The sequence below is a fragment of the Thiomonas sp. TH-17 genome (assembly GCF_057473305.1).
This window is the reverse complement of record NZ_JBYCKI010000149.1, coordinates 15830-30310: the sequence shown is the minus strand read 5'-3', so window position 1 is coordinate 30310 and position 14481 is coordinate 15830. Positions and strand designations below refer to the sequence as shown.

Genomic DNA, 14481 nt, shown 5'->3' with positions numbered 1-14481 from the left:
CGACAACTCCAGGGCCTCATGCCCTCAGGTGCTGAACATCATGGCGGTCAGCACAAAATCCAGTGCCAGCACCGCCAGCGAAGCAATGACCACGGTGCGCGTGGTGGCCCGCGAAACGCCTTCGGGCGTCGGCTGACTGCGCCAGCCCTGCAATAGCGCGACGAAGGTGACGGCCAGGCCGAACACCACGCTCTTGATCACCCCATTGCCCACATCCTTGAACACATCGACGCCGCTTTGCATCTGCGACCAGAACTGCCCGGCATCGACGCCGATCATCACCACGCCAACCACATAGCCGCCCATGATGCCCACCGCGCTGAACACGGCCGCCAGCAGGGGCATGACAATCACACCAGCCCAGAACCGCGGAGCGAGCACGCGCACCACCGGATCGACGGCCATCATCTCCATCGCCGCGATCTGCTCGCCGGCCTTCATCAGGCCGATCTCGGCAGTAAGCGAGGTGCCCGCGCGACCAGCGAACAGCAAGGCGGTGACAACAGGCCCGAGTTCGCGCACCAGCGACAGCGCCACCAGCACCCCCAGCGCGCTCGACGAACCGTAGCGCGACAAGGTGTAGTAACCCTGCAGCCCCAGCACGAAACCGACGAACAGGCCTGATACCGCAATGATGACGAGCGACAGATTGCCGAGAAAATACATCTGCTGAATCAGCAGGCTGGGACGCATGAACACCCGGCCAGCCAGCCACAGCAGCCGCGCGAACAAGCGCGCCGCATAACCCAGGCTGGACAGCAGTTGCCGCGTGCCTGCACCGATGGAAACCAGCCTGTCGGCAACCGTCATGCCCGCTCCTTGCGCACACTGTCAGGCCGCAAAAAATCATCACCAATCGCCACGGCAGGGTAATGAAAATGCACCGGGCCGTCGGGTTCGCCGCGCACGAATTGATGCACCAGAGGATCGGTGCTCTCGCGCATCTGCTGCGGCGTGCCGTGCGCGATCAAGCTGCCGTTGCCCAGGATGTAAACGTAATCGGCGATGTCGAAAGTCACCTCGACATCGTGCGACACCACAATGCTGCTCAGGCCCAGTGCGTCGTTGAGGCTGCGGATCAACCGCGCCGAAATCCCCAGCGAAATGGGGTCGAGCCCGGCAAACGGCTCGTCGTACATCACCAGCGCCGGATCGAGCGCAATGGCCCGCGCCATCGCCACGCGCCGCGCCATTCCGCCCGAAAGCTCCGCGGGATACAGATCGCGCGCTCCGCGCAGCCCGACGGCGTTGAGCTTCATCAGCACCAGATCGCGAATCATCGAATCCGGCAAATCCGTGTGCTCACGCAGCGGAAAAGCCACGTTGTCGAACACGCTCATATCGGTAAACAGGGCGCCGAACTGAAACAACATGCCCATGCGTCGGCGCATGGCGAAAATCTGATCCTGCGACGCCCCGGCCAGGTCTTGTCCCTCGAACCGCACCGAACCCCGCTGGGGCCTGACCTGCCCGCCGATCAGCCGCAGCAGCGTGGTTTTTCCACCCCCAGACGCCCCCATCACCGCGACGACCTGACCCCGATGAATGGTCATGTCGATGTGACGCAGAATCGGCCGCTCGCCATACCCAAAATCGAGCGCGTCGATCTGGACAATGGGCCGAGCAAAAGTGTCTTGCATGTTTAGAGGGATATTGGGCAGAAAAGACGGGCGAGACAATTCAGTCTTCACTTCGGAAAATGCCCCATACCGTAGGGCAAGTGGCGCATTCTAAGGACTTACCCTAGACCTCGCAGAACCGATGCTTCGCCCTCAGCCCCGTCGGATTCGTATGCCCGCAGCGCATTGAGATCGGGCACTTCAATTCCGCCATAGCGTAGCTGCAGTAATCCCAGACTGCAGAGATGACTCAACGCCTTGTTCACCCGTTGACGCGATAGACCGCAGAGATATCCAAGCTCTTCCTGAGAGATACGCAGCCACCTATCCACGCCGGGATAAAGGATGGGATGAAACATGGCGGCAACTGTACGGGCAACCCGTTCATCTGCACCTGAAAGTCGGTCAATTTGGAGTTGACCTATGAACTGTCCGAGCCGCTCGTTGAGTTGGTTGACGATGACCCGATTGAACTCGAGACTGCGGTCCAACAGCCAGAAAAAGCACTCGGCCGGCAACAGACCGATATGGCTATTGCGCAACGCAATGACGTCATAGCGCCATTGCTCGCTTTTCAGCAGAGTGCCCTCACCGAACCATCCGCCCGGCGCCACGCCCGTGTAAGTCAGAGATTTTCCGCTGACCGAGACCGAGGAAATCTTGACCAGCCCGTCCAGCACACCTACCCAGTACCGCGCCTCATCGCCACGGTGACAAATCATCGCACCCGCATCAACATTTTGCCGATGCAAGGAGCCACGCACCCGCTCTCGCTCGTTCTCGGTCAGGACATGCATCCAAGCGCACGACCTTTCACTCTCCGTGTAATCCCTAGTCATTTTCTGGATGAATTGTCAGCTGGAAGACAAATATGCACCAAACAACTGCATACACTCCGTTTCAAAATGTAATTTCACCTGGGTTTTTGTCATTCGGTTGTAACCGTCTACCCGGTAGCCAAAGGAGGAGACATGGAGTATGCGCATTCCGCTGGGAGGACATTCCCCCAGCTTCTTTGCGAGCAGGCCAGAATCCGTCCCAAGGGAATCGCGTGGCGCGAAAAGGAGTTGGGCATCTGGCAGGAAACCACCTGGGATCGGGCGCTCGACTGGGTACAGCAGCTTGCAGGTGGTCTCGCCAAATTGGGGGTCAGCCGAGGCGACCATGTCGCAATCATCGGCGAGAACCGGCCTCGCCTTTATGCCACCATGCTGGCCGCTCAATGTTTAGGCGCAATCCCCGCACCGCTTTACCAGGACGCCGTCGCAGCCGAGTTGGTCTACCCACTGCAAATCGCCGAAGTGAAACTCGCGGTGGCGGAGAACGAGGAGCAGGTCGACAAGCTGCTGGACATCCGCGATCAGCTTCCATTTCTGCAGCACATTCTTTATCACGATCCGCGCGGGCTCAGAAAGGCCGAGGCGGCCTGTCTCCTCAGTCTTGATCAGATTGAAACCGAGGGCGCTGACTGGTGGACTCAGCATTCTGGCGGCTTCGATGCCGTCGTGCAGTCCATCGAGGCAGACGACGTGGCTGCACTCTTCTTCACTTCAGGCACCACGGGCAAACCCAAAGGGGTTGTGCACACACACGGTAGTTTGATCGACCGCGCTCGTGCCGGTGCTGCCTTTGACCGACTTGGGCCACAGGAAGAGGTGCTCGCCTACCTGCCACCGGCCTGGATCGGACAGAACATCTTTTCCTACGCCCAGCATCTGGTCTGCGGATACACGGTGAACTGCCCGGAATCGCCTTCAACCGTGGCGATCGACCTGCACGAAATCGGCCCGACTTATTACTTCGCCCCGCCCCGGGTATTCGAAGCGCTGCTCACCGACGTGCGCGTGCGCATGGACGATGCCGCACCCCCCAAGCACCGCTTGTTCGACGCCAGTCTGGCCATCGCCCAAAGGGTGCACGCGGCGAAAGACAACGGGAAACCGCCCCGCAAGCTCGACCTCCTGTTGTTGCCCATAGCCGACCTATTAATGCTGGCGCCGCTGCGCAACGTGCTGGGAATGAGCCGAATCCGCGTGGCCTATACCGCGGGAGAGGCAATCGGGCCGGAACTATTCCGTTTCTATCGGTCGATTGGCATCAACCTCAAACAGCTCTATGGCTCCACTGAAACCGCCGTCTTCGTCTGCATGCAACCCGATAACGGCGTGCGCAGCGACAGCGTCGGTCTTCCAGCGCCGGGCGTGGAACTGCGGGTCGCTGAGCACGGAGAAATTCTGCTTCGCAGCGCTGGTCTGCTGCGCGAGTACTACAAGAACCCGGAGGCCACTTCCGAAGTGCTCGATGCCGACGGTTGGTACCACACCGGAGACGCCGGTTGGCTGGAACCGGACGGTCAGCTGCGCATTATCGATCGCGCCAAGGATGTGTCGGAACTCTCGGGCGGAGCGTTGTTTGCCCCCAAACTGATTGAAAACAGACTGAAGTTTTTCCCGGCGATCAAAGAGGCGGTGGCCTTTGGGGCAGGACGCGACCATGTGGTCGCAATGATCAATATCGACTTTCCAGCGGTTGGGAGTTGGGCCGAAAAGTTCGGTCTGCCGTACACCGGTTACGCCGATCTTTCAGGCAAGTCAGAAGTCGCCGATCTCGTGGCTGAATGCGTAGCCAAGGTCAACGCCGATCTTGCCGCCGACCCACACACGGCCGTATTGCAGATCCACCGCTTTGCCGTACTCCACAAGGAGCTCGATCCGGACGACGACGAACTCACACGGACCCGAAAGGTGCGCCGCCGTTTTGTGGCAGAAAAATACGGCAGTCTTGTCGCTGCGTTGTATGACCCCGCTCAGACCCATCACCATCTGAGCGTGCAGGTGCGCTTTGACGATGGCCGCACGGGCACCGTTCAGTCTGACTTGAGACTGCGCAATGCCCAGGTTTACCCGGCACTGCGCTCGGCTGCCTGATCTCGTGAGACCCACCATGGCCGCCCTGCTCGACACCGCATCAGACCTCACGCAACCTTCGTCGGCGCAAACGTTCGCCGCAACCCATATGCCGGTGTTGCGCCTGGAAGATATCCACCTGCGATTCGGTGGCATCAAGGCGCTGCAGAGTATCGGCTTCGATGTTCAGCCAGGCGAAATCCGGGCGATCATCGGACCCAACGGCGCCGGAAAGAGTTCGCTGCTCAATGTGATCAATGGCGTCTATCAGCCCCAGCAGGGACGCTTGACTTTTGCCGGCCAAACGCTGGGTTTGATGCGCCCCGTTCTCGCGGCGAAATTGGGCATTGCACGTACCTTCCAAAATTTGGCGCTGTTCTCGGGCATGAGCGTGCTCGACAACATCATGGCGGGTCGCAATCTGCACATGCGCTGCGGCCTGCTCTCTCAGGCCTTGCGGCTCAGACCAGCCGTGCGCGAGGAGGTCACGCACCGCTTGGTGGTCGAACGAATCATCGATTTCCTCGAAATCCAGGCTTGGCGCAAAGTGCCTGTGGGACGTCTGCCTTACGGTCTGCAGAAACGGGTAGACCTGGGCCGCGCCTTGGCGATGGAGCCTAAGTTACTACTGCTCGATGAGCCTATGGCCGGCATGAATCTGGAAGAAAAGGAAGACATGAGCCGCTTCATCCTCGAAGCGCGCGAGGAGTTCGGCACCACGATCGTATTGATCGAACACGACATGGGGGTGGTGATGGATCTGTCAGACCGAGTCGTTGTGCTGGACTACGGCCGCCAGATTGCCGATGACACCCCTGATGCGGTACGCGCGAACCCGGAAGTGATCCGCGCCTACCTCGGATCCGCCACACAGGAAGGGTGAGAAGCCATGGGATTTTTCATCGAAACCATCATCGCCGGCCTCATGTCCGGCGTGCTCTACGCCCTGATCGCGCTGGGCTTCGTGTTGATCTACAAAGCCTCCGGGGTGTTCAACTTTGCCCAGGGTGCAATGGTGCTATTCGCCGCGCTGTCCATGGCGCGACTCCAGGAACACATGCCCTGGCCGCTGGCCTTTCTGCTGGCTTTCGCCATCATGGTGGTGCTTGCCTGGTTGATTGAAAGGCTGGTGCTACGCCATTTGATCAATCAGGAAGGCGTCACCTTGTTGATGGCGACCCTTGGCGTGGCTTACTTCCTCGAAGGGCTGGGACAAATGGTCTGGGGTGACGACATTTACCCCATTGATCTCGGCATGCCCAAGCAGCCCACCATCATGTTGGAGTCATTGATACCGGGCGGCATCCTGGTGAGCAACGAAGACCTCATCGCCGCAGGTTCGGCAGCGGCCCTGGTTGCTCTGCTCACCCTGTTCTTCCAGAAATCGGGCGTTGGTCGGGCATTGCGTGCCGTCGCCGACGACCACCAAGCAGCGCAGTCCATCGGCATCCCGCTGTCACGCATGTGGGTGATTGTGTGGTCCATCGCCGGCTTGGTCGCTTTGGTGACCGGAATGATCTGGGGCTCCAAGCTGGGGGTGCAATTTTCGCTATCGCTTATTGCGCTCAAGGGTCTGCCGGTGGTCATTCTTGGCGGGCTCACCTCGGTGCCAGGAGCTATCGTCGGCGGCCTCATCGTCGGCCTCGGCGAGAAGCTTGCCGAGGTCTACCTCGGCCCTTTGCTCGGTGGCGGAATTGAAAGCTGGTTTGCCTACCTGTTAGCCCTACTGGTACTTCTCGCGCGGCCGCAAGGGCTTTTTGGCGAACGCATCATCGACCGCGTTTGATAGGAGGCAACTCGATGCTCTATCGTGAAAATGGCCAGTTCAAGACCCGCTACGTCGATGACGCCCAGATCTTCCCGATCCGTCAGGATCGCTTGTTCATCGGCGCCGTGTTGTTGATCGCCTTTGTCGTCGCGCCAATGCTGGGCTCGGATTATCTGCTTCGCGCTTTATTGGTGCCGTTTCTCATACTGGCGCTAGCCGCAATTGGTCTCAATGTATTGGTCGGCTACTGTGGCCAGATTTCGCTTGGCACGGGCGCTTTTATGGCAGTAGGCGCTTACGCGGCCTTCAACTTGATGGTGCGTCTGCCCGGCATGCCGCTACTGATCGCGCTGGTACTGGCCGGACTGATTGCTGCCCTGGCTGGCATGGTGTTCGGTCTACCGAGTTTGCGCATCCGTGGGCTATATCTGGCCGTAGCCACACTGGCCGCGCAGTTCTTTTCCGACTGGGTATTCGCTCATGTGCCGTGGTTGACCAATGGGTCATCGTCTGGGTCTGTTACTGCCCCTCAGTTGCAGGTCTTTGGCTTCGTGATTGACAGCCCCATCCGTAAATATCTGTTCTGTCTAGCCATACTGAGCGTTCTCGCCCTACTCGTCAAAAATCTGGTGCGTGGCCGTAAGGGTCGCGAATGGATGGCCACGCGCGACATGGATGTGGCGGCCAGCGTGATCGGAATTTCTCCGGTGCGTGCCAAGTTGTCCGCGTTCGCCGTGAGCAGCTTCATTGTCGGCATCGCGGGCGCACTCTGGGCCTTCGTTCATCTCGGATCCTGGGAGCCTGCCGCGTTCAATATTGATCTCTCGCTCAAGCTGCTGTTCATGATCATCATCGGCGGCCTGGGCTCGGTGATGGGCAGCCTGTTCGGTGCAGCCTTCATCGTGCTGCTCCCCATTTTTCTCAACCGTCTGCCCAGCCTTCTCGGGCTGCAAGCGTCCACTAGTTTCGTCTCGCACCTGGAGTTGATGACCTTTGGGGTGTTGATCGTGCTGTTCCTGATTGCTGAGCCGCATGGCATGGCAAGGCTCTGGAGCACGGCCAAGAACAAACTGCGGCTATGGCCTTTTCCGCACTGAGTTTTCCAAGCGGCGTAATCGCCGCGCCTTGCCTGACCTCACCAAAACGATGAAGGAGAACCTCATGAACATGCGAAAAACCCTATTGGGCGCGACCGTCATGGTCGCGCTGGCAGCCTCGCTCGCTGGCCCGCTGGCGCAGGCTGCGGCAAATGAACAGTTCTTCCCAGTGCTTGTCTACCGTACCGGCCCCTACGGCCCGAACGGCGTACCGTGGGCCAACGGGTACGTCGACTATCTCAAAATGATCAACGCACGAGATGGTGGCGTCAATGGCGTAAAGCTCACCTGGGAGGAGTGCGAAACTGCCTACGCAACAGACCGCGGCGTTGAATGCTACGAGCGCCTCAAGGGGAAAGGCCCGACTGGCGCTACCGTAGTGCAACCACTATCCACTGGTGTGACGTTTGCTCTCACGGAAAAAGCCCCCAAGGACAAGATTCCGCTGATCACCGCAGGCTACGGACGGTCTGAATCCGCCGACGGCGCAGTCTTCAAGTGGAACTTCCCGATGCTCGGCACCTATTGGACCGCTGCGGACATCATCGTGCAGGCGCTCATCAAGCGTGAGGGCGGGGCCGGAAAGCTCAAGGGAAAGACGATCGCACTCGTCTATCACGACTCGCCCTACGGGAAAGAGCCCATCGCGATGCTTGAGGCCCGCTCCAAGATGCACGGTTTCAAGTTCATCAAGTTGCCGGTCACCCACCCTGGCGTCGAGCAGAAGGCGACTTGGCTGCAGGTCCGCCGGGAACGGCCCGATTATGTGCTGCTGTGGGGATGGGGCGTGATGAATGCAACCGCGCTGAAAGAGGCCGTCGCCACGGCCTATCCACTGGATCGGATGTATGGCGTGTGGTGGTCTGGCGCTGAGCCGGATGTGAAGGATGTCGGCGAATCTGCCAAGGGCTACAACGCGCTTGCCATGCAGTACGGCGCTGGAGTCGGCAAGGTGCAGCAAGACATCTTGAAGTACGTCTATGACAAGAACAACGGCACTGGTGCACGAGATCTGGTCGGTCAAGTGCTCTACAACCGCGGTCTGTATTCCGCCATGCTCGCAGTCGAGGGCGTGCGCCGCTCACAGGAACAATATGGCAAGAAGCCCATGACTGGGGAACAGGTGCGCTGGGGCCTGGAGAATCTGAACCTCAACGACGCTGCGCTGAAAAGACTGGGCATTGAAGGGCAGCTTAGACCCCTGCGAACCACCTGCGATGACCACATGGGATCAAGCTGGGCGCGCATGCAGACGTGGGACGGGAAAAAGTGGGTGATGCACGACGCCTGGTATGAGGCCGACATGCAGATCATCAAGCCCATGGTCCGCGAGGCCGCAGCCAAATACGCCAAGGAGCACAACATTGCGCCGCGCGACTGCGCAAAGGAAATGACCTCGGGCTCCTGATGATCCACCCTGCCCGGCCAAGCTCACTGCAGGTCGGGCGCCCACCCGATTTTCTAGGCGACCCATGACTACCCACACCACTGCGCAGGCTGTCCCACCCATGCTCGACGTGCAGGGCATTGAGGTGATTTACAACCATGTCATCCTCGTCCTCAAGGGGGTGTCCATTCGCGTCGACAAGGGACGCATTGCCGCGTTGCTCGGAGGCAACGGGGCAGGGAAAACCACGACCTTGCGCGCAGTGTCGTGCCTGCTTCGTGCCGAGCGTGGCGAGGTCACCAAGGGCTCCATTCACTATGAAGGCCACCGGATCGACAAGGAGGACGCACCCGCCTTGGTTCGCCAAGGTGTGGTGCAGGTCATGGAGGGACGACACTGCTTTGCCCACCTGTCCATTGAGGACAACCTGCTTGCCGGCGCCTACAGCCGCCGCGATGGCAAGGGTGCGGTGCAAGCGACCCTCGATAAGGTCTACACCTATTTTCCACGCCTGAAAGAGCGTCGTCACAGCCAGGCCGCCTATACCTCAGGCGGCGAACAGCAAATGTGCGCCATCGGCCGTGCGCTCATGGCGAGTCCCAAGCTCATCCTCCTCGACGAACCTTCGATGGGCCTTGCGCCGCAGGTCGTCGACGAAGTGTTCGCGATCGTTCGCGAGCTCAATCAGCGCGAAGGTACGACTTTCCTGCTGGCCGAGCAGAACACGGCCATGGCCTTGCGCTATGCCGATCACGGCTACATCCTGGAGAACGGCCGTGTGGTCCTCGATGGCGCTGCGGCGGATCTGGCCGCTAACGATGACGTACGGGAGTTCTATCTCGGTCTGGCCGACCGGGGTCAGAAGTCCTTCCGGGAGGCGCGAAGCTACCGTCGTCGAAAACGCTGGCTGAGTTGACCCGGCGGAAACCGTCAACAGATACCGAGGAGTAACCGTAGTCATGGAATACCACGATACCCCCTATGACGCCCTTGAGACTCGGTCCGCAGATCAGCGAGAAGCCGAGTTCTGGGGGGCACTGAAGCTCACCGCCGCGCATGCCAAAGCCAATGCATCAGCCTGGGCAGATAGGCTACGCGAGATAGAACCCGAAGAGCTTACAGGGCGCGATGCACTCGCACGCATTCCAGTCTTGAGAAAGAACGAGCTGCTGGCATTGCAAAGAGCAAGTTGCGAGCGCGGTGGCGATGTGTTCGCTGGCCATGCCACCGTTGGTTGGAGCACGCGGCAGCCACACCGGGCCACCGCACACCGCGTATTCAGTTCCCCCGGCCCCATCTATGAACCTCAAGGCAGCGGCATCGATCCCTGGCGCATGGCGCGCGCCCTGCACGCAGCTGGGTTGCGCCCTGGGGAATTGCTGCACAACAGCTTCTCGTACCACTTCACCCCGGCAGGGGCCATGCTCGAAGGCGGCGCGCATCGGCTCGGATGTACGGTTTTTCCCGCTGGAATCGGACAGACCGAGTTGCAAGTGCAGGCCCTCGCCGATTTGGGCGCGCATTGTTATGGCGGAACGCCCTCATTTCTCGGCATCCTGGTCGATCGCGCCCAAGCGTTGGGCATCGCGCTGCCACGACTGACCAAGGCACTCGTCTCTGGAGAAGCATTGAACAGTGCGCTGCGCGAGCGGCTGGATGCCGCAAACATTACCGCATTGCAATGCTATGCCTCCGCAGATGTGGGTCTGATCGCCTTTGAAACCCGAGAACGAAACGGATTGCTTGTCGATGAATCCGTGCTGATCGAAATTTTGGATCCAAACAATCGTCCCGTCCCTGATGGCGAGGTCGGTGAAGTGGTTGTCACCGTACTCAACCCGGCATACCCGCTGATTCGTTTCGGCACAGGTGATCTGTCCTCTATCCTTCCCGAATCGCGTCACACCCCGCTATCTTGCGGCCGCACGCAATTGCGCATCGCAGGCTGGATGGGCCGAGCTGATCAGGCCACCAAAGTAAGAGGCCTTTTCGTTCACCCGCATCAGATTCAGGATGTTCTGAAACGCCATCCAGAAGTCCGCTGGGCACGACTGGAAGTGTCGCAGCGCGACGGAGAGGATCAAATGCAACTTATCTGCGTCTCGGAAGTGGCATCGCCCAACCTGGCCCGATCCCTGCAACAAACGATGCGCGACCTCACAAAACTGCGCGCCGAAGTTACCTGGCAGTCCAGCGAAAATTGGCTGCAGAATGCACCTACCATTTCAGACCTTCGCCCCAGACCTTCAAGCCAGGTTCAGGCCGATGGTTGAGGCGACAACCCCATCATGCCCGGACCGACCGCTGAATTTTGGAACGAACGCTTTCGCACCCACACGACTGGATGGGATCGCGGCGCTGTGCATCCGCAACTTCTGCACTGGATCGCAGAGGGTACGCTCAAACCCTGTCGCATTCTGGTGCCGGGCTGTGGCGCGGGGCATGAGGTTTTGCATCTGGCGGCCGCAGGGTTTGAAGTCACCGCGCTGGACTACGCGGAGCAGGCCGTCGCCCTGGTGACCGAGCGCTTGCAGAAACAGGGCTTGAGTGCGACCGTCTTGCAAGCCGATGTGCGGCAATGGGATGCGTCGCAACCGTTTGACGCCATCTGGGAGCAAACCTGCCTGTGCGCGCTTTACCCGGACGATTGGATGGCTTACGCAAATCGGCTGCACCAGTGGCTGGCGCCACAAGGGCGGCTTTTCGCCCTGTTCATGCAGACCGCAAAACCCGGCGCAGAGGAAGGGTGGATACAGGGCCCGCCTTATCACTGCGACATTCTGGCCATGCGCGCGGTATTTCCGTCCACACAGTGGCAGTGGCCCAAGCCGCCCTACTCGCGCGTTCCGCACCCCGGAGGTTCGGCCGAGCTGGCGCTCGTGCTCCGTCCAGTCGCATCAGACGCGCGGGAATAGTCGGCCACGCCGCTCGATCGGGACAGCGCAGCGGCTCGCAGTTTGCTCTGCGATTTTTCCGACGTTCTGGCACTCAAACCACGAAACTCCCAAGCCCGCAGTTTGTCCGTGTCGAGAATTTCCACTCCGCCATACCGCAGATGCAGCACGCCGTCCGCCTCCAGGCGTTGAAAGGCCTGATTCACCCGCTGGCGCGACAAATGACAAAGCTGGCCGATTTCTGACTGCGTGACTTTCAGCGCGCCGCCATTCGCGCCGGCGAGCGGGTGAAACAAATGCCGCAGGGTTCGGGCGACAATCGATTCAGCACCGCTTTGCTGATCGTCCAGCGCCTGCAAGGTCATCAGTTCGAGGCGGTCGTTGAGTTGCTGCAGCAGATAATGGTTGAAGGCAATATTGCGCTCAAGCAACCAGAGAAAAGTTTCGCGCGGCACCAGCGCCAATTCGCAAGTGCGTATGGCTTGGGCCTGATAGCGCCACACCCCCAGTCGCATCAGCGTTCCCTCGCCGAACCAACCGCCAGCCCCCACGCCGGAATAAACCAACGGTTTGCCAGTGGTCGTTGTCACGGTAAATTTCGCAAGCCCCGACATCAAGCCGATCCAATGCTGGGCCGTTTCGCCCAGAGGCTGCAGCGCCTGCCCTGCTGGCACACTCTGATAGCCCACTTCCGAAGCCACGCGGGCCTTTTCAACAGGCTGCAAACGCCCCCACCAGCCGCTGCGGGCTGCCCAGATTGGCGTTTTAGAGTCGTTCATGCACATGTTTCCTGTCTCAGGCTCTATGCTCGCGATTTTTTGCCGTCACTCGTATTTCTGTGTGTAAATATCATGACTTGACGCAATGCACTGTTGAGAACGTCACCCACAAAAAAACCGGGGCATCCCCGGTTTTTTTGTGTTGCGAGTGACGCTCGCAACATGCAGGCAAAGCGCCGTGCTGTATTCAGATCAGGAAAGATTCCTTGCTTTTGCCGCCGTCCACTGCGCTTTGAAGCCAGCGCGGCATTTTTCCCCGCCCGGTCCAGGTTTCACCCGTCTGCGCGTTGCGATATTTCGGCGCGACCGTCGATCCCTTGGACGACGCCCCGCCGCGACGCGAACCGAGATCGGCCAAGGTAATACCGTATTCATCCATTTTGGCGCGAATATCGCTCACCACGGCGGCAATCTCTGCCTTGCGTTGCGTTTCAGCCTGCTGTTTGAGGGCTTCAATCTGTGACTGCAATTCTTTATACGTTGCCATGAGCACCTTCTCCTGTGTTGAAAGTTAAAACCGGGCTCATCATACGACAAAACAAAAAATAAAAAAAAGCCCGCACAAGGCGGGCTCATTCATAAGCACTGGAATGCTTCAAGCGATCATTCGATGGCCTTGGTGATATCTTCCACGACCTTTTTGGCATCACCGAAGACCATCATGGTTTTGTCCATGTAAAACAGTTCGTTATCCAGACCCGCATACCCTGCAGCCATCGAACGTTTGTTCACGATGACGGTTTTTGCCTTGTAAGCCTCAAGAATTGGCATACCGGCAATCGGCGATTTTGGATCGGTCTTCGCCGAGGGATTGACCACGTCATTGGCGCCAAGAATCACGGCGACATCAGCTTGTCCGAACTCTGGATTGATATCGTCCATTTCGAAAACCTGGTCGTAGGGCACCTCGGCCTCGGCGAGCAGCACATTCATATGGCCCGGCATGCGGCCAGCTACGGGGTGAATCGCATACTTCACATTCACTCCGCGCTCGGTGAGTTTCAGCGCCAGTTCCTTGACAGCATGCTGCGCGCGGGCCACAGCCAAACCGTAACCGGGCACGATGATGACCGTTTCGGCGTTGGACAGGAGAAACGCGGCGTCATCCGGGCTGCCCGATTTCACCGGGCGTTGCTGCACCGCCGCGGTCGTTGTGGAAGACTCGGCGCCAAACCCGCCCAGAATCACGCTGATGAAAGACCGGTTCATCGCCTTGCACATGATGTAGCTCAGAATCGCACCGGAAGATCCGACCAATGAACCGGCGATGATGAGCATATTGTTTTCGAGCGAAAAACCAATGCCGGCCGCAGCCCATCCGGAATAACTGTTGAGCATCGACACCACGACCGGCATGTCGGCGCCGCCGATGGGAATAATCATCAGCACGCCCAACACGAAGGCCAGCGCCATCATGATGAGAAAGGGGGTCCACGCCGCCGTCGCCCAGAACCAAAGGCCAAAACCAATGGCCGCCAGAAAAATGATCAGGTTGAGCCAATGCTGCCCGGCAAACCGCACGGGCGCGCCCTGGAACAGGCGGAACTTGTAGCGCCCGGCGAGTTTGCCAAAGGCGATGACCGAACCGCTGAAGGTAATGGCACCCACGACCGTGCCAATGAACAGCTCGATACGGTTACCCGGAGGCAGCGGGTCACCAGCAGCCTGGACAATGCCAAAGGCGTGGGGCTCGGCGACTTCGGCCACGGCGATACACACTGCTGCCAGACCGATCATGCTGTGCATGAAAGCCACCAGCTCGGGCATTTTGGTCATTTCGACGCGGTTGGCCATGTAGGAGCCAATGCCGCCGCCGACCACCAGCCCGAGAAGCACATATCCGAGACCAAGCGCCCCGGCATCGCCTCCGACCTTGATAATCAAGGCCACTGTCGTGAAGACGGCGATGGCCATACCTGTCATGCCGAACACATTTCCGCGCCGGCTGGTCGTCGGGTGCGACAAGCCTTTGAGCGCTTGAATGAAAAAGACCGCTGCGAGCAAATACAGCAGGGTCACGAGATTCATGCT

14 protein-coding genes are annotated in these 14481 nt (G+C 59.4%); 8 read left to right on the top strand and 6 right to left on the bottom strand.

Annotation, left to right across the window (positions count from 1 at the left end):
- Positions 1–24 precede the first annotated feature (24 nt).
- The 3 genes from mlaE to AC2VLV_RS08970 all read right to left on the bottom strand — a co-directional run bounded on the left by mlaE (position 25) and on the right by AC2VLV_RS08970 (position 2416).
- Positions 25–810: a lipid asymmetry maintenance ABC transporter permease subunit MlaE gene (mlaE, locus tag AC2VLV_RS08980; RefSeq protein ID WP_486989663.1), complete on the bottom strand. Its 786-nt coding sequence runs from the start codon at positions 808–810 to the stop codon at positions 25–27.
- Entirely contained in the window at positions 807–1640 is an 834-nt protein-coding gene (locus tag AC2VLV_RS08975; protein WP_486989662.1) for an ABC transporter ATP-binding protein, read from the bottom strand. Before AC2VLV_RS08975 ends, mlaE begins: the two co-directional genes overlap by 4 nt.
- Positions 1641–1738: 98 nt before the next feature.
- The gene (locus AC2VLV_RS08970; protein WP_486989661.1) at positions 1739–2416 is read right to left on the bottom strand and encodes a Crp/Fnr family transcriptional regulator; all 678 of its coding nucleotides are present in this window, start codon (positions 2414–2416) and stop codon (positions 1739–1741) included.
- A gap of 174 nt (positions 2417–2590) precedes the next feature.
- Here AC2VLV_RS08970 and AC2VLV_RS08965 point away from each other — a divergent pair, with 174 nt between their 5' ends.
- The 8 genes from AC2VLV_RS08965 to AC2VLV_RS08930 all read left to right on the top strand — a co-directional run bounded on the left by AC2VLV_RS08965 (position 2591) and on the right by AC2VLV_RS08930 (position 11692).
- Complete coding sequence (locus AC2VLV_RS08965) at positions 2591–4546, top strand: AMP-dependent synthetase/ligase (protein WP_486989660.1); 1956 nt, start codon at positions 2591–2593, stop codon at positions 4544–4546.
- 88 nt (positions 4547–4634) lie between these two features.
- A complete protein-coding gene (locus tag AC2VLV_RS08960; RefSeq protein WP_486989698.1) occupies positions 4635–5408 on the top strand; it encodes an ABC transporter ATP-binding protein in 774 nt (257 codons plus the stop codon).
- Positions 5409–5414: 6 nt separating this feature from the next.
- On the top strand, positions 5415–6311 hold the full coding sequence (locus AC2VLV_RS08955; protein WP_486989659.1) for a branched-chain amino acid ABC transporter permease: 897 nt from the start codon (positions 5415–5417) through the stop codon (positions 6309–6311).
- A gap of 14 nt (positions 6312–6325) precedes the next feature.
- Entirely contained in the window at positions 6326–7390 is a 1065-nt protein-coding gene (locus AC2VLV_RS08950) for a branched-chain amino acid ABC transporter permease (protein WP_486989658.1), read from the top strand.
- Positions 7391–7454: 64 nt separating this feature from the next.
- Positions 7455–8798 (top strand): ABC transporter substrate-binding protein, encoded by a 1344-nt coding sequence (locus AC2VLV_RS08945; RefSeq protein ID WP_486989697.1) that lies wholly within the window; start codon positions 7455–7457, stop codon positions 8796–8798.
- A gap of 64 nt (positions 8799–8862) precedes the next feature.
- Positions 8863–9693 carry an ABC transporter ATP-binding protein gene (locus tag AC2VLV_RS08940; RefSeq protein ID WP_486989657.1) on the top strand — a complete coding sequence of 277 codons (831 nt, stop codon included), beginning with the start codon at positions 8863–8865 and terminating at the stop codon, positions 9691–9693.
- Positions 9694–9736: 43 nt separating this feature from the next.
- Positions 9737–11050: a phenylacetate--CoA ligase family protein gene (locus AC2VLV_RS08935; protein WP_486989656.1), complete on the top strand. Its 1314-nt coding sequence runs from the start codon at positions 9737–9739 to the stop codon at positions 11048–11050.
- Positions 11051–11065: 15 nt separating this feature from the next.
- Complete coding sequence (locus AC2VLV_RS08930) at positions 11066–11692, top strand: SAM-dependent methyltransferase (RefSeq protein WP_486989655.1); 627 nt, start codon at positions 11066–11068, stop codon at positions 11690–11692.
- On the opposite strand, the gene AC2VLV_RS08925 is transcribed toward AC2VLV_RS08930, so the two are convergent.
- From AC2VLV_RS08925 to AC2VLV_RS08915, 3 genes are all read right to left on the bottom strand, one after another.
- The gene (locus AC2VLV_RS08925; protein WP_486989654.1) at positions 11611–12450 is read right to left on the bottom strand and encodes a Crp/Fnr family transcriptional regulator; all 840 of its coding nucleotides are present in this window, start codon (positions 12448–12450) and stop codon (positions 11611–11613) included. The genes AC2VLV_RS08930 and AC2VLV_RS08925 overlap by 82 nt on opposite strands.
- Before the next feature lie 187 nt (positions 12451–12637).
- A complete protein-coding gene (locus tag AC2VLV_RS08920; RefSeq protein WP_276707111.1) occupies positions 12638–12937 on the bottom strand; it encodes an H-NS histone family protein in 300 nt (99 codons plus the stop codon).
- A 116-nt stretch (positions 12938–13053) separates the two neighbouring features.
- The gene (locus AC2VLV_RS08915) at positions 13054–14478 is read right to left on the bottom strand and encodes an NAD(P)(+) transhydrogenase (Re/Si-specific) subunit beta (protein WP_486989653.1); all 1425 of its coding nucleotides are present in this window, start codon (positions 14476–14478) and stop codon (positions 13054–13056) included.
- Between the last annotated feature and the right edge of the window lie 3 nt (positions 14479–14481).

Excerpts from the sequence above, each read along its gene's own strand:
- mlaE (WP_486989663.1), bottom strand. The coding sequence starts at position 810 with ATGACGGTTGCCGACAGGCTGGTTTCCATCGGTGCAGGCACGCGGCAA.
- AC2VLV_RS08975 (WP_486989662.1), bottom strand. The coding sequence starts at position 1,640 with ATGCAAGACACTTTTGCTCGGCCCATTGTCCAGATCGACGCGCTCGAT.
- AC2VLV_RS08970 (WP_486989661.1), bottom strand. The coding sequence starts at position 2,416 with ATGCATGTCCTGACCGAGAACGAGCGAGAGCGGGTGCGTGGCTCCTTG.
- AC2VLV_RS08965 (WP_486989660.1), top strand. The coding sequence starts at position 2,591 with ATGGAGTATGCGCATTCCGCTGGGAGGACATTCCCCCAGCTTCTTTGC.
- AC2VLV_RS08960 (WP_486989698.1), top strand. The coding sequence starts at position 4,635 with ATGCCGGTGTTGCGCCTGGAAGATATCCACCTGCGATTCGGTGGCATC.
- AC2VLV_RS08955 (WP_486989659.1), top strand. The coding sequence starts at position 5,415 with ATGGGATTTTTCATCGAAACCATCATCGCCGGCCTCATGTCCGGCGTG.
- AC2VLV_RS08950 (WP_486989658.1), top strand. The coding sequence starts at position 6,326 with ATGCTCTATCGTGAAAATGGCCAGTTCAAGACCCGCTACGTCGATGAC.
- AC2VLV_RS08945 (WP_486989697.1), top strand. The coding sequence starts at position 7,455 with ATGAACATGCGAAAAACCCTATTGGGCGCGACCGTCATGGTCGCGCTG.
- AC2VLV_RS08940 (WP_486989657.1), top strand. The coding sequence starts at position 8,863 with ATGACTACCCACACCACTGCGCAGGCTGTCCCACCCATGCTCGACGTG.
- AC2VLV_RS08935 (WP_486989656.1), top strand. The coding sequence starts at position 9,737 with ATGGAATACCACGATACCCCCTATGACGCCCTTGAGACTCGGTCCGCA.
- AC2VLV_RS08930 (WP_486989655.1), top strand. The coding sequence starts at position 11,066 with ATGCCCGGACCGACCGCTGAATTTTGGAACGAACGCTTTCGCACCCAC.
- AC2VLV_RS08925 (WP_486989654.1), bottom strand. The coding sequence starts at position 12,450 with ATGAACGACTCTAAAACGCCAATCTGGGCAGCCCGCAGCGGCTGGTGG.
- AC2VLV_RS08920 (WP_276707111.1), bottom strand. The coding sequence starts at position 12,937 with ATGGCAACGTATAAAGAATTGCAGTCACAGATTGAAGCCCTCAAACAG.
- AC2VLV_RS08915 (WP_486989653.1), bottom strand. The coding sequence starts at position 14,478 with ATGAATCTCGTGACCCTGCTGTATTTGCTCGCAGCGGTCTTTTTCATT.